Origin of the sequence: Eubacterium sp. CAG:156 (assembly GCF_000434315.1) — a bacterium.
Lineage (GTDB): Bacteria > Bacillota > Clostridia > Lachnospirales > Lachnospiraceae > Eubacterium_U > Eubacterium_U album.
Genome location: NZ_FR878151.1, coordinates 37,078 through 56,963, shown reverse-complemented (window position 1 = coordinate 56,963; position 19,886 = coordinate 37,078). Strand labels below are relative to the sequence as shown.

Annotated in this window: 35 protein-coding genes, 1 tRNA gene and 1 pseudogene; 31 read left to right on the top strand and 6 right to left on the bottom strand. The window is 33.6% G+C overall.

Annotated elements, in window-relative coordinates:
- The first annotated feature begins 5 nt into the window (after positions 1 to 5).
- The 7 genes from grcA3 (at position 6) to ABMA45_RS04410 (ending at position 4,371) form a co-directional block, all read left to right on the top strand.
- The gene (gene grcA3 / locus ABMA45_RS04440) at positions 6 to 248 is read left to right on the top strand and encodes an autonomous glycyl radical cofactor GrcA3 (RefSeq protein ID WP_022088680.1); all 243 of its coding nucleotides are present in this window, start codon (positions 6 to 8) and stop codon (positions 246 to 248) included.
- Between the two features lie 212 nt (positions 249 to 460).
- Positions 461 to 1,042 (top strand): xanthine phosphoribosyltransferase, encoded by a 582-nt coding sequence (locus ABMA45_RS04435; RefSeq protein WP_022088679.1) that lies wholly within the window; start codon positions 461 to 463, stop codon positions 1,040 to 1,042.
- 202 nt (positions 1,043 to 1,244) lie between these two features.
- Positions 1,245 to 2,549, top strand: a complete 1,305-nt coding sequence (locus ABMA45_RS04430) for an ATP-binding protein (protein ID WP_022088678.1) — start codon at positions 1,245 to 1,247, stop codon at positions 2,547 to 2,549.
- Between the two features lie 21 nt (positions 2,550 to 2,570).
- Positions 2,571 to 3,308 carry a hypothetical protein gene (locus ABMA45_RS04425; protein WP_022088677.1) on the top strand — a complete coding sequence of 246 codons (738 nt, stop codon included), beginning with the start codon at positions 2,571 to 2,573 and terminating at the stop codon, positions 3,306 to 3,308.
- Position 3,309: 1 nt separating this feature from the next.
- Positions 3,310 to 3,738 carry a S24/S26 family peptidase gene (locus ABMA45_RS04420; protein ID WP_022088676.1) on the top strand — a complete coding sequence of 143 codons (429 nt, stop codon included), beginning with the start codon at positions 3,310 to 3,312 and terminating at the stop codon, positions 3,736 to 3,738.
- Positions 3,738 to 4,232 (top strand): hypothetical protein, encoded by a 495-nt coding sequence (locus ABMA45_RS04415; RefSeq protein ID WP_022088675.1) that lies wholly within the window; start codon positions 3,738 to 3,740, stop codon positions 4,230 to 4,232. Before ABMA45_RS04420 ends, ABMA45_RS04415 begins: the two co-directional genes overlap by 1 nt.
- A gap of 66 nt (positions 4,233 to 4,298) precedes the next feature.
- A tRNA-Gln gene (locus tag ABMA45_RS04410) sits at positions 4,299 to 4,371 on the top strand.
- Between the two features lie 59 nt (positions 4,372 to 4,430).
- On the opposite strand, the pseudogene ABMA45_RS04405 reads toward ABMA45_RS04410, so the two are convergent.
- The 5 genes and pseudogenes from ABMA45_RS04405 to ABMA45_RS04385 all read right to left on the bottom strand — a co-directional run.
- A pseudogene (locus tag ABMA45_RS04405) lies at positions 4,431 to 4,964 on the bottom strand (manganese catalase family protein); the annotation flags it as partial.
- A 46-nt stretch (positions 4,965 to 5,010) separates the two neighbouring features.
- Positions 5,011 to 6,465, bottom strand: coding sequence for a recombinase family protein (locus tag ABMA45_RS04400; RefSeq protein ID WP_022088673.1), 1,455 nt, complete (start codon positions 6,463 to 6,465; stop codon positions 5,011 to 5,013).
- Positions 6,466 to 7,207: 742 nt separating this feature from the next.
- The gene (locus ABMA45_RS04395) at positions 7,208 to 7,531 is read right to left on the bottom strand and encodes a DUF2085 domain-containing protein (RefSeq protein WP_347994741.1); all 324 of its coding nucleotides are present in this window, start codon (positions 7,529 to 7,531) and stop codon (positions 7,208 to 7,210) included.
- 32 nt (positions 7,532 to 7,563) lie between these two features.
- On the bottom strand, positions 7,564 to 7,875 hold the full coding sequence (locus ABMA45_RS04390; protein ID WP_022088671.1) for a zinc ribbon domain-containing protein: 312 nt from the start codon (positions 7,873 to 7,875) through the stop codon (positions 7,564 to 7,566).
- 143 nt (positions 7,876 to 8,018) lie between these two features.
- The gene (locus ABMA45_RS04385) at positions 8,019 to 8,648 is read right to left on the bottom strand and encodes a LexA family protein (RefSeq protein WP_022088670.1); all 630 of its coding nucleotides are present in this window, start codon (positions 8,646 to 8,648) and stop codon (positions 8,019 to 8,021) included.
- Between the two features lie 148 nt (positions 8,649 to 8,796).
- Here ABMA45_RS04385 and ABMA45_RS04380 point away from each other — a divergent pair, with 148 nt between their 5' ends.
- From ABMA45_RS04380 to ABMA45_RS04365, 4 genes are all read left to right on the top strand, one after another.
- Complete coding sequence (locus tag ABMA45_RS04380; protein WP_022088669.1) at positions 8,797 to 8,919, top strand: hypothetical protein; 123 nt, start codon at positions 8,797 to 8,799, stop codon at positions 8,917 to 8,919.
- Between the two features lie 126 nt (positions 8,920 to 9,045).
- Positions 9,046 to 9,282 (top strand): helix-turn-helix domain-containing protein, encoded by a 237-nt coding sequence (locus ABMA45_RS04375; RefSeq protein ID WP_022088668.1) that lies wholly within the window; start codon positions 9,046 to 9,048, stop codon positions 9,280 to 9,282.
- A 136-nt stretch (positions 9,283 to 9,418) separates the two neighbouring features.
- Positions 9,419 to 9,535, top strand: a complete 117-nt coding sequence (locus ABMA45_RS04370; protein ID WP_022088667.1) for a YlcI/YnfO family protein — start codon at positions 9,419 to 9,421, stop codon at positions 9,533 to 9,535.
- Positions 9,536 to 9,547: 12 nt separating this feature from the next.
- Positions 9,548 to 9,766, top strand: coding sequence for a hypothetical protein (locus ABMA45_RS04365; protein WP_022088666.1), 219 nt, complete (start codon positions 9,548 to 9,550; stop codon positions 9,764 to 9,766).
- On the opposite strand, the gene ABMA45_RS04360 is transcribed toward ABMA45_RS04365, so the two are convergent.
- On the bottom strand, positions 9,758 to 9,964 hold the full coding sequence (locus ABMA45_RS04360) for a hypothetical protein (RefSeq protein WP_022088665.1): 207 nt from the start codon (positions 9,962 to 9,964) through the stop codon (positions 9,758 to 9,760). The two genes, ABMA45_RS04365 and ABMA45_RS04360, sit on opposite strands and share 9 nt — an antisense overlap.
- A gap of 130 nt (positions 9,965 to 10,094) precedes the next feature.
- Here ABMA45_RS04360 and ABMA45_RS04355 point away from each other — a divergent pair, with 130 nt between their 5' ends.
- The 20 genes from ABMA45_RS04355 to ABMA45_RS04260 all read left to right on the top strand — a co-directional run bounded on the left by ABMA45_RS04355 (position 10,095) and on the right by ABMA45_RS04260 (position 19,880).
- The gene (locus tag ABMA45_RS04355) at positions 10,095 to 10,241 is read left to right on the top strand and encodes a hypothetical protein (RefSeq protein WP_022088664.1); all 147 of its coding nucleotides are present in this window, start codon (positions 10,095 to 10,097) and stop codon (positions 10,239 to 10,241) included.
- Positions 10,238 to 10,549, top strand: a complete 312-nt coding sequence (locus ABMA45_RS04350) for a hypothetical protein (RefSeq protein WP_022088663.1) — start codon at positions 10,238 to 10,240, stop codon at positions 10,547 to 10,549. The genes ABMA45_RS04355 and ABMA45_RS04350 overlap by 4 nt, the downstream gene beginning before the upstream one ends.
- A complete protein-coding gene (locus tag ABMA45_RS04345; RefSeq protein ID WP_022088662.1) occupies positions 10,549 to 10,713 on the top strand; it encodes a hypothetical protein in 165 nt (54 codons plus the stop codon). The genes ABMA45_RS04350 and ABMA45_RS04345 overlap by 1 nt, the downstream gene beginning before the upstream one ends.
- Positions 10,713 to 11,291 (top strand): HD domain-containing protein, encoded by a 579-nt coding sequence (locus ABMA45_RS04340; RefSeq protein WP_022088661.1) that lies wholly within the window; start codon positions 10,713 to 10,715, stop codon positions 11,289 to 11,291. Before ABMA45_RS04345 ends, ABMA45_RS04340 begins: the two co-directional genes overlap by 1 nt.
- Entirely contained in the window at positions 11,278 to 11,796 is a 519-nt protein-coding gene (locus ABMA45_RS04335) for a hypothetical protein (RefSeq protein WP_348029919.1), read from the top strand. Before ABMA45_RS04340 ends, ABMA45_RS04335 begins: the two co-directional genes overlap by 14 nt.
- Positions 11,797 to 12,336, top strand: coding sequence for a hypothetical protein (locus ABMA45_RS04330; RefSeq protein ID WP_022088659.1), 540 nt, complete (start codon positions 11,797 to 11,799; stop codon positions 12,334 to 12,336).
- Positions 12,314 to 12,592, top strand: coding sequence for a hypothetical protein (locus ABMA45_RS04325; RefSeq protein ID WP_022088658.1), 279 nt, complete (start codon positions 12,314 to 12,316; stop codon positions 12,590 to 12,592). The genes ABMA45_RS04330 and ABMA45_RS04325 overlap by 23 nt, the downstream gene beginning before the upstream one ends.
- Before the next feature lie 13 nt (positions 12,593 to 12,605).
- On the top strand, positions 12,606 to 12,884 hold the full coding sequence (locus tag ABMA45_RS04320) for a hypothetical protein (protein WP_022088657.1): 279 nt from the start codon (positions 12,606 to 12,608) through the stop codon (positions 12,882 to 12,884).
- Positions 12,885 to 12,999: 115 nt separating this feature from the next.
- On the top strand, positions 13,000 to 13,335 hold the full coding sequence (locus tag ABMA45_RS04315; protein WP_022088656.1) for a putative PDDEXK endonuclease: 336 nt from the start codon (positions 13,000 to 13,002) through the stop codon (positions 13,333 to 13,335).
- Between the two features lie 5 nt (positions 13,336 to 13,340).
- Entirely contained in the window at positions 13,341 to 14,153 is an 813-nt protein-coding gene (locus ABMA45_RS04310; RefSeq protein WP_022088655.1) for a DUF4373 domain-containing protein, read from the top strand.
- A gap of 2 nt (positions 14,154 to 14,155) precedes the next feature.
- Positions 14,156 to 14,341 carry a hypothetical protein gene (locus ABMA45_RS04305; protein ID WP_022088654.1) on the top strand — a complete coding sequence of 62 codons (186 nt, stop codon included), beginning with the start codon at positions 14,156 to 14,158 and terminating at the stop codon, positions 14,339 to 14,341.
- Positions 14,342 to 14,425: 84 nt separating this feature from the next.
- The gene (locus ABMA45_RS04300; protein ID WP_022088653.1) at positions 14,426 to 15,925 is read left to right on the top strand and encodes a DNA cytosine methyltransferase; all 1,500 of its coding nucleotides are present in this window, start codon (positions 14,426 to 14,428) and stop codon (positions 15,923 to 15,925) included.
- A gap of 14 nt (positions 15,926 to 15,939) precedes the next feature.
- The gene (locus ABMA45_RS04295; RefSeq protein ID WP_022088652.1) at positions 15,940 to 16,167 is read left to right on the top strand and encodes a hypothetical protein; all 228 of its coding nucleotides are present in this window, start codon (positions 15,940 to 15,942) and stop codon (positions 16,165 to 16,167) included.
- Positions 16,133 to 16,435, top strand: a complete 303-nt coding sequence (locus tag ABMA45_RS04290; RefSeq protein WP_022088651.1) for a hypothetical protein — start codon at positions 16,133 to 16,135, stop codon at positions 16,433 to 16,435. Before ABMA45_RS04295 ends, ABMA45_RS04290 begins: the two co-directional genes overlap by 35 nt.
- A gap of 32 nt (positions 16,436 to 16,467) precedes the next feature.
- Entirely contained in the window at positions 16,468 to 17,010 is a 543-nt protein-coding gene (locus ABMA45_RS04285; RefSeq protein ID WP_022088650.1) for a hypothetical protein, read from the top strand.
- Positions 16,982 to 17,359, top strand: a complete 378-nt coding sequence (locus tag ABMA45_RS04280; RefSeq protein WP_022088649.1) for an HNH endonuclease — start codon at positions 16,982 to 16,984, stop codon at positions 17,357 to 17,359. The genes ABMA45_RS04285 and ABMA45_RS04280 overlap by 29 nt, the downstream gene beginning before the upstream one ends.
- A gap of 171 nt (positions 17,360 to 17,530) precedes the next feature.
- Entirely contained in the window at positions 17,531 to 17,881 is a 351-nt protein-coding gene (locus ABMA45_RS04275; protein ID WP_022088648.1) for a hypothetical protein, read from the top strand.
- 84 nt (positions 17,882 to 17,965) lie between these two features.
- The gene (locus ABMA45_RS04270) at positions 17,966 to 18,394 is read left to right on the top strand and encodes a hypothetical protein (protein ID WP_022088647.1); all 429 of its coding nucleotides are present in this window, start codon (positions 17,966 to 17,968) and stop codon (positions 18,392 to 18,394) included.
- 172 nt (positions 18,395 to 18,566) lie between these two features.
- Positions 18,567 to 19,613, top strand: coding sequence for a DUF4417 domain-containing protein (locus tag ABMA45_RS04265; RefSeq protein ID WP_022088646.1), 1,047 nt, complete (start codon positions 18,567 to 18,569; stop codon positions 19,611 to 19,613).
- A 12-nt stretch (positions 19,614 to 19,625) separates the two neighbouring features.
- Positions 19,626 to 19,880 (top strand): hypothetical protein, encoded by a 255-nt coding sequence (locus ABMA45_RS04260; RefSeq protein ID WP_022088645.1) that lies wholly within the window; start codon positions 19,626 to 19,628, stop codon positions 19,878 to 19,880.
- Positions 19,881 to 19,886: the final 6 nt, after the last annotated feature.

Below are 19,886 nucleotides of genomic sequence, written 5' to 3'. Positions count from 1 at the left end.
AGAAAATGGCAGCAAGTGCAAAACAGATTGATAATTTAGTTTCATTAATAGATGGATATGCAGAGGAAGGCGGATATCATCTTAACGTTAACGTATTAGTTAGAGATACATTACTTGATGCTCAGCAGCATCCAGAAAAGTATCCACAGCTTACAATCCGTGTATCAGGATACGCTGTAAACTTCATCAAGTTAACAAAAGAACAGCAGGATGATGTTATTAGCAGAACATTCCACGGAAATCTCTAAGATTAAGTTGGATAGTTTACTAAATAACTATTAAATAAGAGACTGATTGTATTTAATGGTAATGAATTACCGTTATAAAACAATTGGTCTCTTTTAAATTATTAGATGCAGTGCATATAAAATTGTGCTATAGTGATATAAAGCGTCCAAAAGACGATAAAATTCGTGATATGATATCATGGAAATTTAATATAATCATAAGGATGAATGATATGAAGTTATTAGAGGAAAGAATCAGAAAAGATGGAATACTTAAAGAAGGCAATGTATTAAAAGTTGATAATTTTTTAAACCATCAGATGGACATTGAATTATTTAATGAAATGGGAAAAGAATGGAAGAAATTATTTGCAGATAAGAATATTAATAAGGTGTTAACAATTGAAGCTTCAGGAATAGGAATTGCTTGTATTGTAGCACAGTATTTTAATGTACCGGTCGTATTTGCTAAAAAAGCACAAAGTATTAATATTGATGGTGAAGTATATTCAACTAAAATAGAATCATTTACTCATAAGAAAGTTTACGATGTAATCGTTTCAAAGAAATATATAGGACCTGAGGATCATGTATTAATTATTGATGATTTCCTTGCTAATGGATGTGCACTTCAGGGATTAATTCAGCTTGTCGAAGACGCGGGTGCTACAGTTGAAGGAATTGGTATTGCTATTGAAAAAGGATTCCAGCAAGGTGGAGAAATAATAAGAAATAAAGGAATTAAATTAGAATCATTAGCTATTGTAGATGGAATGAATCCTGAAACTGGAGAAATAATATTCAGAGAACAATAGAATGAGACTTTAATAAAATAGGAATATATGATATTTAGAGAAATGAAAAATATATTTTTTATAGAATAGAAATATATAATATTCAGAAAACAGAAACAAAGTTATTAGCCGGAAGTAAAGACATTCTGGAAAACCAAAATAAGTGTGTTTCAGACTTTTGGTTCCGACGTTACTAAAAATATAATAAAAAGAGGCGATAGATATGCACAACATAGTTTCAAAATTATTAATTTACGGAAATATGCCGGAAGATTCAATATTAATGGAATTGAGTAATATAATAAGAGAATATAAGGGTGAGAATTACAAGAAGGATGAGATTATTACAAGAATATATCATCAGATAAAGAGAATTCTCGAAATTTCAACAGATTATGCGTTTGATAAGAATTTATGGCATAATTATCTTACATATTTACTTATTACAAATGAAAATCCATTTAGTTTGACTTGTGAAAAGGTAGGAGCAAGTGATGGAAGTGTAAATTATTTCGCAAAAAATGATTTTAAGCAGTTCAAAAAATTGTTTGATTATGATTTTGGACCTATGGAAGAAGAACTTGGAATTGATTGTTTTTCAAGAATTGAAAATTATAAGGCTATAGGTAAACCTGAATTAATGTACAATAAAAATGTAAGCGAAAAGGTTAGAGCGTTAAGTGAAAAATTGGAAAATACAAAAAATGAAGATGAATTTTTTACATGTGTTACTGATTTCTACAAAGATTATGGTGTAGGAATGTTTGGACTTAATAAGGCATTTAGAATTAGTGACAATGACGGCAAATTACAATTTCATGCTATTAATAATATGGAGCAGGTTGCATTGGATGACCTTGTAGGATATGAAATTCAGAAAAAGAAACTTGTGGATAATACAGAAGCATTTGTACAAGGAAGAAAGGCAAACAACTGTCTTTTATTTGGCGATAGTGGAACAGGAAAGTCAACAAGTATAAAGGCTATTGTTAATGAGTATTATGACAAGGGTCTTAGAATGATTGAAATTTATAAACATCAGTTTAAAGACCTTTCAAATGTAATAGCAAGTATTAAGAATAGAAATTATAAATTTATTATTTATATGGATGATTTGTCATTTGAAGAATTTGAAATTGAATATAAATTCCTTAAAGCTGTAATAGAAGGTGGCGTTGAAACAAAACCGGAAAATGTATTAATATATGCAACATCTAACAGACGTCATTTGATTAAGGAAACATGGAATGACAGAAGCGATGTCCAGGTGGATAACGGAATGCATAAATCAGATACAATGGAAGAAAAACTTTCTCTTGTAAACAGATTTGGTGTGACAATTAATTATTCTAAACCAAGTCAGAAGGAATTCTTTAACATTGCAGTAGAATTATGCAGGAGAGCAGGAGTTACAATGAGCGACGAAGAGATAAAGGCTGAAGCAAATAAGTGGGAATTAAGCCATGGTGGTATCTCAGGAAGAACAGCGCAACAGTTTGCAAACTATCTTGCAGGACAGCAGAAATAATAAGCAATAGTAGTAGGTAGTTTGGGAAAGTATGGTGATTTGATGAAAGTATATAAATTCGGAGATATTCCTGTCGGAGTAGAAACAAGAGGTGTTTATTTTAATGATAATTGTATTAATTATTTAGCTGAAAAAGCAAAACCGGAGTTTGTAATAAAGGCTACAGACAAGGATTTGGAATTCGAACAGATGCAGTCAGAAAGTGATCAGACTTATCCTAAATCCTATTTGGAATTTATAGCTTTATATAGAAAGTTTTGTGAAAAAGCGATTGATTATGGGGTTATTCTAGTTCATGGAAGTGTGCTTGAAATTGATGGAAAGGCATATATGTTTTCGGCTCCAAGTGGAACAGGAAAATCAACTCATGCTAAATTATGGAGAGATTGCTTTGGAGACAGAGTGACTATGATAAATGATGACAAGCCGCTAATTAAATTTAGGGAAGATGGCATATATGCGTATGGTACGCCTTGGGATGGAAAGCATCATTTATCAACTAATATGAAAGCAAAACTTGCCGGGATTTGTTTCTTGCATCAGGCTAAGGAAAATCATATAGAAAAAGCAACAAAGGAGAATGCAGTTAAGCATCTTATGAACCAGGTGTATAGACCAAGAGATATTATGGCAATGAGCAAGACATTAGAATATGTTGATAAAATTGTTAAAGAGATTCCGATATACGAAATGGGATGTAATATTTCAAAGGAGGCAGCTGCTGTTGCATATGATGCAATGAAGGATGGAACACTGTAGTATGGAAGATAAGAAAATAGAAGATATTATTAAAGAAAAAGGTTTCTATGTCGCGACAGTAGTTGGAGACAGTATGATGCCAATGTTACATAATAAAAAAGATTTGGTGAAAATTGTTCCGACTGATTCTATTTTAAAAGAGAATGATATTCCGTTATATAAACGACCTACAGGAGAGTATGTTCTACATAGAATAATAGCTGTGAAAAGGCAATATTACATTATTTGTGGCGATAATAGAACCCATAAGGAAAAAGTTCCTTTTGATTGGATTGTGGGCGTTTTGGAAGAATTTGAAAGAAATGGCGCAACATACAAAACAGATAATGCAGAATATTTAAATTATGTGGATAAAATGCGGAAAACTTTTTGGAAGAGAAAGTTAAAAAACATAGTAATAAAAATTAAGAGAAAAATAAGAGGAAAATGATGAAAAAGAAAACTTTATTGATAACAATGGTTTTGACAATTGTAATGTCTACATCAGTATTTGCAGCAGGAGGAGACAATTATGGAGAAGATATTTTTGGAACAACATCTTCCCAAGTAACGACAACTAAAGCGAGTGCGACAGAAAAGACAACTGATAAAGAAAATATAAAAAATAATGTTGAAACATGTGCTGCACAAAATAGCACAGAAAATAAAAATATATTAAAAAAGGCTAAGATTGTAAGTATTAAGAGAGTTAATGGAAATAAAGCCAAAATAAAATTAAAGAAAATTGATAGTGCATCAGGTTACCAGCTATGTTATTCTACAAATAAAAAGTTTAAAAATAACAAAAAGGTGTCTGGCTCTAAATTGTCATACAAGTTAAAGTTAGTGAAAAAGGGGAAAAAATACTATGTAAAAGCAAGGGCATTTTCCTTAAGCAATAATAAAAAGGTGTATGGAAAATGGAGCAAAGTTAAAAAAATATAAAAAAAGTAAAAAAGTGCTTGCAAAGGTTACTGCTTTATGATAAAATTATTTCCGTTGTAAGAGCAATGGCCCATCGCCAAATGGTAAGGCACTGGACTCTGACTCCAGCATTTTCAAGGTTCGAATCCTTGTGGGCCAGTAAAAAACCACTTCATTATGAAGTGGTTTTTTTAGCTTTATGATTATGATACATGTTTATTATTTGCAACCAGCCGGATTGTATAAATAGAAGTTCTTTTTATTATTTAAATCATCTAAAACCATTCTGAGAGCTTCACCAAAACGTTGGAAATGAACAATTTCCCTAGCTCTTAAAAATCTTATTGGGTCAGCAACCTCATTATCCTTAACTAATGTCAAAATATTGTCATAAGTAGTTCTCGCTTTTTGTTCAGCAGCCATATCTTCAAATAAATCAGTAATTGGGTCGCCTTTTGATTGAAATTCACATGCATTAAATGGGATGCCTCCAGCAGCTTGTGGCCATACGCCTAAAGTGTGGTCAACGTAGTACTTTTCGAACCCTGCAGTGTCTACCTCGTTGCAAGGAAGATCCTTGGTAAGTTGATGAACAATGGTTCCAACTATTTCTAAATGTCCAAGTTCTTCAGTTGCGATATCGTTTAAAAGTCCTGCAACTTTAGGATTAGACATAGCATATTTTTGTGACATATAACGCATTGCAGCGCCTGCTTCGCCGTCAGGACCGCCATACTGCTATAACGTATAACGATGCCCTGAAACACCGATAAATAAAGGGATTACGGGCAATTTGGTGTTAGTCGTTAATATAAAAATACATCAACAATGCCCCACCTTTTTTATCATATACAATTTTATCAACAACACTAGTCAAAGCGTCATGCTTTTGTCTGTCAGTTGAATTGTCTGATTTAATAATATCGTATGCGGAGCGTATTTTGTTCAAAAGAATGCTTTCATTTTCATCTTCAGGCTTCTTTGAGTACTGCTCCAGCATGGCGGTTAATTGTTCACGTTCCCTTTGTAATATTTCTTTGTTGGCCTTATATTCTTCAAGTGTATCAATTCCATCTCTATATGCTTCTTTAATACGTTCTTCCTTCATGCCTATTCTGTTTAATTTAGTTTCAATTAATTCACTTTCTGATTTTTCTTCCTGATTTGTAGAATGTACAACATATTCTACAGTGCCACTATCAAGAACCTTCTGCAAGGCTTCCAAAATGGCAGGTTTAAGAGCATTTTCATTTGTAAGGTGCGATTCGTTGCAGGAAGCGTGATTGTATGCTGTGCATTGAAAATATGTATTGCCTGATTTGCTTTTACCGGCTCTTACAAGTCGACCACCGCAGGCGGAACATACAAGAAGTCCTGATAACCAATGTTTGTATGTTGATGCCGGTCTTACTTTTTTACCGGATCTTTTTGTTACTTTATCTCTTTCCTGTGCTGCAGTAAACAATTCATTAGATATAAATGTATCATGTCCACCATCAGTAACAATCCATTCAGATTTATCTTTGACGTTTCGTGTAGCGTGTTCTAATCTGTTCCATATTATTTTACCATTGTAAAATTCATTTCTAATAATGTAAGCTACTGTTCTGTTCTGGAACTTTCCGTTTCTTTTAGTTCTATATCCAAGAGTATTTAATTTGACGGCAATATCAAAAAATGACATCTTATCATCTACATACCATGTAAATATCTTTTTTACTATCTCTGCCTGCTCAGGTACAATTACAGGTATTCCATCCTGCATTTTATATCCGAGTGGTGGAGCAGCGTTATAACCACCTCTGGATGCTCTTTCAGTCATTCCACGCATTACCTCACCTGAAAGGTTGATAGAATAGTATTCGTCCATCCATTCAAATATACGCTGTACTAATTCGCCGATAAATCCATCAGGGATAGGTTCTGATACCGAAACAACGTCAACGTCAGCTTTTTTGAGTAGATTCTTATAAACTATAGCTTCTTCCTGATTACGTGCGAAACGGCTGAATTTCCACACAAGAATTACATCTATTGGATGTTCATCGCTTTTTGCCATTGCTATGAGTTCCTGAAAAGCAGGTCTGTTAGTTGCTTTTCTGCCTGAAATGCCATCATCCTGAAAAATAAACTGTTTCGGAATTATTATGTTATTCTTTTTAGCGTATTCAAGTCCGAGACGTATTTGTGCATCAGGAGAATACTCTACCTGATCATCTGTTGATACTCTGACGTATAATGCACCTGTTTTCATTTCTATCACTCCTTTGTTTATTTTATGAAAAATGAGTATAAAAATAACACCCAACCGAAGAACAACAGTTCTGATTGACCGGGTGCTCCAAAGAATGATAAAATACAACTTGTCTAGGGTGGTATTTAATATCACAGTTTGGAGCTGGTCATTAGTGGCTGGCTCTTTTTTTGCATATTGACAAAAATTGCTAATTGAGGTGTATGTTTGCTGATGTTTCCGACATTAATGTCGGGAACATGTATTTTTTCAATTTCATAAATAAAGTTTTTTTGAAACTTTTTATTAAATGTGTCTGTCTATTTAACCCCCTCGAATTCGAGGGGATTGACTAAAACCTCTGATTTGATATAATATACTTAACAAGAGAACCGAAAGCTAGATTGAGCCTAGCTTCTGGTTGTGATAGTAAGTTAAAAAGTAACGTCTACCTTTACCAGAGAGAGGACGTTACTTTTTTGCATTAATGATAGCTAATACAAGAGTTATAACAGTGCAAAGCATAATTACAAACGTGAATAAATCAGAATATGTAACCATTGGCATCAGCTCCTTTCGTAAAATCCAGAAGCCAGCCAACCGCCCCTTCAGTTCTCCGGGTAAGTATATTATATTTTCAAAGTGCGATGCTCAACGTTAGCCAAATTATAAGATGGGCGGCGTATCCATCATCTCAGGTACTCTTTCGAGTGTGTCGGGAGCCTTTCCGACCTTTATAATTTGGTTTCAGTCTTATTGTAACTTAGATTGAAATAATTAGCTTTATAATTTCAATAAATGAAAAAGTAAAAGCGAACCCAAAGCAAAGACCTGTTATCAATCTTTTGAAATTATTAGATTCATAATTTTTAAAAAACAATTGTATAGAGCCGTCTAATATCATTGGAATCATTATTGTTAAAATCCAAAATGAATAGTAATTTGAAATTATACCAACGATTATTCCAAATATTTCTCCTAGTAATATGCCAGTGCATCTTGCACAAATAGGAAATTGGTAGCCTTTATAATTAAAACTTCTTTCAGGAATTTGGTGGCAGCCCCAATATTTTGAAAACCATTCCATTATTGAAATCCATCGTTTTATATTTTTATCCATTACATTTTAAATTTGTTTCCGCAATTTCCACAAACCCAATAATGAGTTGTTTTTGTTTTTCCTGTTCCACATAAACCAAGCAATCCACAACAACACAGTTTCCAAAAACTTGCTCCTTTACCTGTTACATCACTAACAGCTTGTAAATTATTACTTCCACATCGTGGACATTTTACTCCGCTATTATCTTTATCAATAGTCACATTAACTGTTGGTTCGCCTGCCTTGTTAAGTACATAACCACAATTAGGGCAATTGTTTGCTTGATTACTAACTTCTTTGCCACATTCTGGGCAATTAATCATAGCCATAATTTTTCCTCCTGTAAATTAAAATATTTATAATACTAATCGAATTACAGTTAAATTCGATAATGTATTCTTAGTGTTTTTATATTTCACATTTTTTATGAGCTATTTTTCAATAGCTCTAACGCTCATTTCCGCTTTTGATATTAAAATTTTCCACGTAGCTCTACAACCTTACCGATAATTTTAACCGGTTTTTCCTGAATTTCCTTATTTGAAAAATACATAGGGTCATAATTGGGGTTGTTGGATATAAGAACAATACCATCGTTATATTTTTTTAATCGCTTGCATGTAGCTTCATCACCGTTAACAGTTGCGATAACTATATCACCATCTTCTGCATCGGATTGCTGACGAACGATAACAACATCGTTTTCACACATTCTAGGCTCCATAGAATTACCTTTTAGCTTTAGACCGAAGAATGTACCGCTTGATGCAAGTTCTTCTGTTATTTCCTCTGTGTCAATAATATCTTCTATAGCTTCTATTGGAATACCGGCAGCAACACGACCAAGTACCGGGATGCGAATGCCAGTAGATTTCTTTGAAGAGGTGTTGTCTTCAATCAAGTCGGATTTTTCTATTCCAAAATAGTTTGCCATTAATTCAATTTTATCTATACGAGGATATACATTACCTTTAACCCAATCAGTAAATGTAGTGTATTTAACACCGAGAGCTTCACACATCTCAGTTCTAGATTTATGATGCAAATTCATATAATATTGAATGTTTTTTGCCATTACTTTTTTATTTCCAAGATTGCTCATAATTAGCCACCTCCTTGTAAAATAATTATATGAAAAAAACGTAAAAAAATCAACATAAAACGAAAAAATTACGAAAAAAACGTTGACATTACGACAAAACCGTAGTAAAGTGTAAGAGTAGCAAGGAGATAGCAGGAAGGAGTAAGAAATGGAAAAAACAGAAATGACAGATAAACAATTCAATACCTATTTAGAAATGCTGTTACATATCCTCGAAAATGAGGAAAAAGAAAAAGCGATTGAATTAATCAAATCGCTCCTAAAGAAATAACTTAAATTTACAAACTAACAATCACACCACAAGGGCGACACTCTTAACATTCCTGCTAAGTCGCCCAAGTGATATATAAATTATAGCAGGAACATAAATATTTGTAAAGGAAGGAGTGAGAATAAATTGGGAACGATAAATGGAAGTTATTCTTTAAAAAATATTAGAGAACTACGTAGAATGACACAAGCAGAAGCTGCAATGAAGTTAGGAATATCTGTTGATACGCTGGGTAATTATGAAAGAGGTAAATCGTATCCGGATATTCCTATGTTGAGAAAAATTGAAGCTTTATATGAGGTTAGTTATAGTCAAATTATTTTTTTACCTTTAGATTACGATAAAATCGTAAATATGCAATAAAGAGTGACAAAATCGAAGATAAGCAAATTATTTAATTTAAAGGTCGAAAAATGTTGACAAACCTCGTGCTTATAGCACAAGGAAAACCTCGAATTAAGTCGTATCATTTTAATATCAAAACGAAAGGAGCAAAGGAATGGTACAGACAACAATAAGAATTCCAACAGAGCTACACGCGAAACTCAAGGAGTTGGCTAAAAAAAGAGGCTTAACAGTTAACGCATTAATTATTCAGGCATTATGGAATTTGTAAGGAGGAGATTGGATGAAAGAAGGAAAAGTAACAAGAAAAAGAATTGGACGAGCAATTAATATGCTTGAACATGAAGGAAAATTAAAATCAGATGAAGATGATTATGCTCTGCTTGCAGAAATTATTCTTTTGATAGCTTCAAGAAAATATATGTCTACAAACAGAGCAGTTGAAATAGCACAAGATATAGAAACTATTGTGCCATATGTTAGTGAACTAAAATTACTTTAAAACATCAATACTAGAATGTTTTTTGTAATTATTATCATAACATTTTTTAGCAATTTCTAAAGAATGGAAATAATGCTTCATCATATCTTCAACATAACCATCTTCGCCAGATGAGTTTATGTATTCAGGTAGATTAGATGAGCAAAAAGCCTTAGCTGCTTCTAATGCTATTTCATGACAAAGAGTATCTTTATTCATAGAAAACTCCTTTCCTCATTTACTCGGTGCGGTAACACCTGTAATTACATTATAGAAGAAAGAGAGAATCAGGCAACAGACAAGTAAGGCAAAGCATAAGATAAAACAGAAAGTTAGGAGTGATGAAAATTTGAAAGTATTAATTTTTGTTAATTATCAGGGAAATCAATATGAATGGGATAATTTGACAGATGAAGAGAAAAAGAAAATGACTGAGAAGCTGAACCAGCAGACGGCTGACCAGTTAGGTTACGAAAAGGAGATTATAAAAAATTGATAGACGTACAAGAAAAAAGAATGCCCGTGGAAGTGGAAGTTCCAATAGGCACTCTAAAATTAATATTACAATTTTATTTTATACCAATTAAAGAAAATAGTCAAAAGGCTAAAAAGTCCAAATTAGAAGATATTGCATGGGATCTACATTTGGTTAAGGATGTTGTGATTGCAGTTCTTATTGGAATAATAGTGGGTCACATGAATGGAATAGAAACAATAGCAGCAGTTTTTACAGGTGTGTTGATGTTAATTGCACTTGTGCATATTGATTGTGAGATACATATGACGGTTGGGAGGAAAAGATAATGAAATATATAGTTGAAATAAAAGTTGAATACAATAAAGCTTTATTTAAATTTGATACAGCAAAAGAAGCAGGTTCATTTATTGCTCTTTTAGCAACAAATAATGTAAATGGTGAAGATGAAGTTACATTTTCCATGAAGGCAGTTCAGGAGGTAGAAGAATAATGGTAAAAGAAAAAATAAAAGAATTGCTTTTCAGTACAGAAAGAAAAGGAGTAGACAAGCTTCTAGAGCAGATGGACGAAATAGGATTTTTTGATGCTCCTGCATCTACTAAATTTCATGGAGCTAAAGATGGAATGTTGGCAGAACATAGCTTGAATGTATATGAATATGCACATAAATTAGCAAAGTCATGGTTAAGTAGTGAAGAATATAAAGCAATGGCAGACAGTATTACTCTATGTGCAATATTGCACGATTTGGGTAAAGCTGGAGATTATGGAAAGAAGAACTACATCGAAAACACATTAAAGAATGGCAAAAGAAGTGAAAAGATACCATTTGTTAAAAACAGTGAATTAAGTTACGTAGATCATGAGATTAGAAGCATTAAGATATGCAGCAAATACATTGAACTAACAGAGGAAGAGGAATTTGCGATTTTATATCACAATGGAATGTATGGAAATCTTAAGTATGCTTTGCAGGGAAAAGAAACACCACTTCAAATGATTATACATTTTGCAGATATGTGGGCAAGCAGAGTTATAGAAAAGGAGAATCCAAATGATGAAATTTAGAAAATTAAGAGCGGATGAAGTTGACTGCAGAATATCAACAATATCAGATAAAGGATTAAGCCTTTTATTATACAAGGATGCAAGATGTGACATGAATATCCTTGATGAAACAGTAGGACCGATGAATTGGCAGAGAAGCCATTCAAGAGATAATGCCAACTGTACTGTATCAATTTATGATACGGAAAAACAGATATGGGTATCAAAAGAAGATACTGGAACAGAAAGTTATACCGAAAAAGAAAAAGGTTTGGCATCTGACAGTTTTAAGCGTGCATGTTTTAATTGGGGAATTGGTAGAGAATTGTATACAGCTCCATTCATCTGGATTGGAGCAGATAAATGTAAATTAGTTAATAGGAATGGAAAATTTACATGTTATGACAAGTTTAAGGTTGAATACATAGAATATGACGATGCAGGTAATATTTCTTTCCTATGTATTGCTAATATTTCAGAGAAGAAAAGAGTATTTACTTATGGAAAATCAAAGGAAGCGAAGTAAATGGAATGTACAGGGAAGTTAACTAATATTAGCAGAGATTGGCAGTCTAATAAGTTAAATATCACATTATCAATTAATGAAAATATTAATAGTGAGATAGAAAAGATAAAAGATGTTGAAAAATTGTCAATCAAAGTTAATAAGTACAGAAAAAAGAGAAGCCTAGATGCAAATGCTTATATGTGGGTTCTATTATCAAAGATTGCTGACGTTATAAACAGTGACAAAGATGATGTGTATATAGAGATGCTATCCAGATACGGAGTATTTACCCATATTATTGTCAAAAAAGAAGTAGTTGAAAAGATTAAGACAGAATGGCGGGCAGTTAGAGAATTAGGCGAAATAAACGTTAATGGTTCATCAGGAATACAACTTCAATGCTACTTTGGTTCTTCAACATATGACAGTAAAGAAATGGCTACACTCATAGACGGAGTAGTAAGAGAAGCAAAAGAATTGGGAATTGAAACTTTACCTCCTGACGAACTTTTGAGAATGAAGCAGGAGTGGGACATTGGAAACAGTAATTCAAAGTAATAAAGAATGCTATGTATGTGGACAAACTACTAATTTGCATAGCCATCATGTATTTTTTGGTTCAGCAAATAGAAAATTGTCTGAAAAGTATGGAATGAAAGTGTGGTTATGTGGAGCACATCATAATCAATCTAATGCAGGAGTTCATTTTAACAGACAACTTGATTTGAGATTGAAAATGGACGCACAGAGAGTATTTGAAAAGCAACATAGCAGAGAAGAATTTATGCAGATATTCGGAAGAAATTATTTATAGGAGAGTGATAAGAATGGATATAGTGGATTACATTCCATTCGGAAGGGAGAATGCAGTAACTAGAACGCAGTTAAGGATTATGACAGGTCTGAATGATAGAAAAATAAGAGACAAGATATCAGAAGCAAGAAGAGATACAGTTATTCTTAACATGCAGGATGGCAAAGGTTATTTCAGACCACTTCCGGAAGAAAGACATCTTGTTGAAGCTTATGATAAACAGGAAACAGCAAGATTAAAAAGTATTGGTTGGAGCCTAAAGGCTACAAGGCAGATGCTTAAGAATTGGTAACTATTAATTGATATGCCAACATACATATCTGATAACAAATATATATCACGAAATTAATTAACTATGTTTATGTAATTAGCCTGCTACATAAGGTGGCAGGCAGAAAGGAGACAAGGTGGTTAATTCAAAACAAAAAGGAGCACGTTTTGAAAGACAACTTGCAGGACACATCAGAGATTACGGATATAAAGCAAGACGAGGGCAACAGTATTGTGGAGCAAATGGAGATGCGGATGTTGTTGGACTTCCGGGAATACATATTGAGGCAAAACATTGTGAAAAGATGAAACTGTATGACTGGATGGCTCAAGCAAAATCAGATGCAAACAAAAACGAATTGCCAGCAGTTTTTCATAAGAAGAATAATGCTGAAATTCTTGTCACAATGACATTTGATGATTGGATGCAGATATACAGAGAGTATGAAGCAGGAAGACAAGGAGACGATTAAATGACATGGCAAAAGTAGGAATAGAGAGTTTCCTATTAGATTGCCACACTAACGATAATATGGCTGAAATTGAAGCAGCTTATGGCATAAAAGGATTTGCTGTAATAGTCAAACTCTGGCAGAAGATATATTCAGATAAGGGGTATTACTGTGAATGGATAGAAAGAAGCCCACTTCTGTTTTTGTCGCAATGGTTCGGTGGGAACAGCGGTGTGGATTTAAATTTAATAAACCAGGTAGTGAATCATGCTATTAAGATAGGTATTTTTAACGAGAGTATGTTCAATGAATATGCCATTTTAACATCGGAGAGAATACAAAGACAGTATTTTGATGTTGTTAAAAGAAGAACAGAAATTGAAGTTATAGACGAGTACCTTTTAGTTAGTGTTGCCAATTTTAAGGGAAATGTAAACATAATTGAAAAAAATGTATGCAGAAATGAAAAAAATGTATGCAGAAATTCAACAAGTAAAGTAAAGGAAAGTAAAGTAAACAAAAGTAAAGTAAATACATATTTCGATTCAGAAAAAGTGAATGATGCATTTGCAGCATATCTCGCCATGAGAGAAAGGTCTGCACCAGTACCGGGAAGCAAGATTGTTAATCTCATTGAGCAGCTTAATACTTTTAAAGATAAAGGCTGTAGTGATGATGATCTTGTAGAGATTGTTAAAGAAGCAACATCAAAAGGTTGGATGAATTTTTATAAGTCGGACAAAAAGAAGCCGGAGCAGAGCAAAGCAAACTTTACTGAACGAAATTATAGCAAAGATGATATGGAATCACTTGAACGTAAATTATTAATGAGGAGATAGATATGGATATAAACAAAATGACAAAAGAACAGATTGAATACAGAATCAGACAGATTGACGGAAGGGAAATGTTTCTAATTAGTGCTGATTATATGACAGATGAACAGAGGGAAGAAGTAAGGGCAATTACGCTTGAGAGAGAGCAGTTACAGAAGAGATTGGAAGAATTAAATAAAACTGAAATTTAATGATTCAGAATTGACAAAAGTAAAGAATAATCGAAAGGAGCGGAACTCTGGCCAGAGTAATGATATATCGGTTCCTGGAGAGAAATGATAAAAGGTGAATTGATTGTGGATAACTTTGCCGGAGGTGGCGGAGCATCTACAGGAATAGAAATGGCTACCGGATATAGTGTTGATATAGCAATTAATCATGATCCGGAAGCAATAAGGATGCATAAAGCAAATCATCCAAGCACAAAACATTATTGTGAATCGGTATGGGATGTTGACCCAATACAAGCATGTAAGGGACATCCGGTTGGATTAGCATGGTTTAGTCCTGATTGCAAACATTTCAGTAAGGCAAAAGGTGGAAAACCTAAGGATAAAGCGATAAGAGGTCTTGCTTGGGTTGCATTAAGATGGGCAGGATTAGTTAGGCCTAGAGTTATCATTCTAGAAAATGTTGAAGAATTTAAGACATGGGGACCACTTAACCGAAGCCATAGACCAATTAAAAATAAACAAGGTGTTACATTTAAGAAATTCGTAAAACAGTTCAAAGAGTTAGGATATGATGTTGAATTTAATGAACTTGTAGCTGCTGACTATGGAGCACCTACAAAAAGGAAAAGATTCTTTATGATAGCAAGATGTGATGGAAAGCCAATTAAATGGCCAAAACATACACATGGACCTTTGAACAGTGAAGAGGTTAAGGCTGGACTTGTAAAACCTTATGTTGGAGCATATACAAAACTTGACTTTAGTATTCCTTGCCCAAGCATTTTTGATACATCGGCAGAGATAAAGGAAAAGTATGGCATCAGAGCTGTAAGACCGCTTGCCGATAAAACAATGCAGAGAATAGCAAGAGGAATAAAGAAATTTGTAATTGATAATCAGGAACCGTTCATAGTACCTATAGGATACGGCGAAAGACAAGGACAAGCACCAAGAATACATGACATAAGAGAACCCCTTCCAACAATAGTATCAAGTGGAAAACATTATTTATGTGCTCCAGCATTAATTCAGTATCATTCAGAGACGAGTAAAGATGATGTGAGAGGGCAGATGATAAAAGAGCCATTGATGACAGTTGATGGAAGCAATAGATATGGTCTTGTAACTTCCTTTTTGAGTAAGTTTTATAAATCAGGTACAGGTCAAGATATAAGAGAACCGCTACACACAATTACAACATCAGCTGGGCATTTTGGAGAAGTAAGAGCGTTCCTGATTAAGTATTATGGTGAAGGAACAGGACAAGACATAAAGGCACCATTGGACACAATTACATCAAAAGACAGATTCGGACTAGTAACCATTGAAGGTGTTGAATATCAAATTGTGGATATTGGATTGAGAATGCTGGAGCCTAAAGAGTTATACGGATGTCAAGGATTCCCGGATGATTACATTATTGACCACGATTTTGAGGGAAAGACATATAGCCGAACAGAACAAGTAAAAAGATGCGGTAATGCAGTTCCACCACCATTTGCACAAGCAATTGTAAAAGCCAATTTGCCAGAATTGTGTGTTGGAAAGCGAATGCCAAATATGAGAATAGATGCATCAAAAGAACAGTTAGCATTTATTTGAGGAGGTGAACAATAGTGACAATAAAAGAATTGGTGGAATTAAATTTCTGCATTGCTGAAATAGAAGTTGAGGTTAGGTCAAACGGCAGACTTAAAGCCAAATATTACATAGGAGATGGAGCATGGAGAGATGCGAAACTGCGCGAACATGAAGCACATCAGGATTATAAAGTTGAGTTTATAGCAGAAAAGATAAACAGATTTGAAAATGAGAAATGCTATAGGTCTTCCGGTGGGAGTTGATAGAAAAGCATTAAATCAATTTACTGAAAACGTTAAATTCAATACTGTTGATACTATGGTTATTCTAATGGCAGTAACATTACATGATGAATTTGGATTTGGTGAAAAGAGAGTTCAAAGAGCCATAGACAGATTTATGTTCAAGGCTAATTGCCTGGATGAAGATTACACTACATGGCAGGAACAGATAGAGATTCTGAAAGAGGAATTAGGAATTGAGTTGAGCATCAGAGCAAATGACAAAGATGTTAATGTTAAGAAATGTTAAGGAGTGAGAGAAATAGAAAGAGAGGAATAAGAATGGCAAAGGTCAAAATTACAAAAGAATTAGATTCTAGAAATACGCAATATTTTAAACTAACTAAAAAGCGTGGAAAGATTACAGTTAGAGAAGCATTTGAAGCAATGGAAGAATCTTACTATTTTGGAGAGTATTTAATTCAATTTAATGTTCCAGAAGAAGTACCAATGGATTTGTATGAAGATGGAGATGAGTGGAGATTGTACGCAGTAAAAGAGTTGTTGGAAGAAGAACTATACAAAGCTCATCAGGAAGGCTACGAAGAATGTAAAAAGGATTTTTATTTAAAAAAAGCAAACAATAGTTGGATTCCGTGCAGTAAAGAATTACCAGAAGAACATAAATTGTATGATATCACATTTAAGAACAGTACAGGAATCCATAGCGATTCTGCAATTTACAATCCGTATTTAAAAAGATGGTTGTGGGATGCTGATGAAACAGAACTTGTAGAGAATGAAGTTTTGGCATGGGCAGAGAAAAGAGAGCCATATAGAAGAAAGAGGTGCGAAGATGCGAAAGGCGATACCGAAGTCGATTAGAAAAATAGTGTATAAAAAGTATAATGGTCACTGCGCGTACTGTGGTTGCGAGATACCGGAGAAAGGATTTAATGTAGATCATCTGCATTGCCTTAGAAACTATGAGTATTTGGAGGAAATAACAGGTATAGATGCAAATGCCATTGAAAATCTCATGCCCGCTTGCGGTTCATGTAATAGATATAAGGCAACTATGGATTTAGAAACATTCAGAAAGCAGCTACAGAAGATTCCGGACAGACTTCAAAGAGATGTGTGTACATATAACATTGCTTTGAGGTACGGAATGATACATGAGGACAGAGAACCGATTAAATTCTATTTTGAGAAAGAAGGCGATACAGAATGATTAAATTAATATTCACTATGCGTTATGAGTTCCAGGGACGACAGACGCAGGGAACGTGACGCAAGAAAATGGGATGATGATTAGTCGATAAAGGTCGAACATTGATAATTGAATATTGGTAGGTGGAATGATATAATCTGGGTATAAATAGGACGGAAGGAGATAAGGTAAATGGTATTAAAATTAGATTTTTCAGATTGTCTTGCAGCACAGGATATGATAAGAATTATTGAGAGAGATAAATCTTTGGACGAAGCTGAAGCAATAAGATTTGCAATTAATGAAACAATTTACAAATCAATTATGGATGTTAATTGGGCTTCAATAGCTTTATCGTCGTGGGGACATGATGATCCAGATAGAGAATGGGAGAAAATAAAAAATCCACACATCGAAATAGAATTGGACGATAGCAAATATGAATTGGTAAATAGACTGGCTAATAAAAAGGGACTTGATTTAGAAATTGCTGTATCATACTTTTTAATATTCACAATGGATTCGATGGGATATCATATTTAATGCATATAAATGAGAATAACAGACCAACTACCAATATTCGGTGGTTGGTTTTTTATTTTGCATAAAACAGAAAGGATGGATAACGTGGCAGAAACAAACAAAGCTAAAGAGTATTTGCTCCAGGTAAGCAGAGCAGAACATAGAATAAAGAGACTACAAGAAGAAATACAGACATTGCAGGAACTTGTAACAAGTACAAGTGCAATAAGTCAGGGCGAAAGAGTTATATCTTCTACATCGCAGGACAAGATGGCAGATACAATTTGCACAATCGAGGAAAGAATAGAAGAGTGGAATACAGAGGTTCGTAAGTTAGTTGAGATTAGAGCAGAGATTATGACAACAATCTCAAAAGTAAGTAACGAAGAATACAGAGGAATCTTATATAAGAGATACTGTCAATCAAAAAAGTGGGAAGAGATAGCACTTGAAATGGGAATCTCATACAGACATACAACTAGGTTACATGGACTGGGACTACAAGAAATAGAAAAAATAATAATATGTCCTTGAATGTCCCTATGAACATAGATTATCATTATAATATGATAAATACCCAAAGGGAACTAAAGTTCCTCCTCCGAAATTAAGTATTTATAGAGTCATCGAAGAATGAAAGAGCATCCTTATTGGGGTGCTTTTTTAAATTAAAAAGCGAAACAAAAAATAAAAGGTATAAAGCTATATGAAAGCTAATGAAAAAATGGATATAACAAACAAAAAAATAAACGATATAAAACCATATAAGAACAATGCAAAAAAGCATCCAAAGGAACAAATAGAACAGATAAAACAAAGTATTGAAAAGTTTGGATTTAATGACCCCATAGCAATAGACGAGAATAATATGGTAATTGAAGGTCATGGCAGGTTAATGGCAGCTAAAGAATTAGAAATGACAGAATTACCATGTATTATATTAACCAACCTTACAGAGCAGCAGAAAAAAGCATATATATTAGCTCATAATAAATTGACAATGAATAGCGATTTTGATTTTGAAATATTAGACAGGGAATTAAAAGATATATTTGAGTTTGATATGGAAGAATTTGGGTTTGATGTTCCGGAGATGGAAGAATTAGACGATATTGCCGACGGTTATTATGGCGATGAGCGAGAACGTACATATAATGCATATAATTTGGATGAATATGATGAATTAAGAAGTGCGGGTTTTTATCAAATGCCAATCATAAAAGCACAAAATGCTGAACCGGAAAATTTAATTTCATTCAATTATGTATTAAGTACTAAGAAAACAAAATGCGGAGTACATTTTTATATTGATGATTATCAGTTTGAAAGAATTTGGAACAGTCCACAGGAATATATTGAAAAATTAAGAAACTTTGAATGTGTATTTACCCCTGACTTTAGCTTGTATATGGATATGCCGATGGCTATGAAGATTTGGAATGTTTATCGCTCTAAATTAATAGGGCAGATGATGCAGGACGTAGGAATCACGGTAATACCAACGCTTCAATGGGCAGATAAAGAAACATTTGCCTTTTGCTTTGATGGAATAGAGCAGGGTGGAACTGTTTCGGTTTCAACCATAGGAGTTAAAAAAGACAAAGAAGCAAAGCAGATATGGTATGATGGAATGGATGAAGCAATAAAGAGAATAAAGCCTAGTAAGATACTTGTATATGGAGGAGATATAGGCTATAATTTTCCTAAGGACATAAAAATTAAGTATTATGATAATAACGCGTTTAAGAGATAGAAGGTGAAATAAATGTTAAAGGACACATTTTTGCATAGAATGAAAGGAATATCAATAGATATTGGAGATTATACATTATATTCTAAACCCTGTAGAATTGTTAATATAGATACAAACGATGAAGTTAAATTTAAAGATATGGAAGATGCATATGAACATGGAATGATAGGTAGTATATCACTAAAAGAATTTGTTGAAAAAGCAGATGATTCCATCTTCGTAGTTACAAATGATGATTCGGGAATAAGATTTGAAAATATGCACTAATATTAT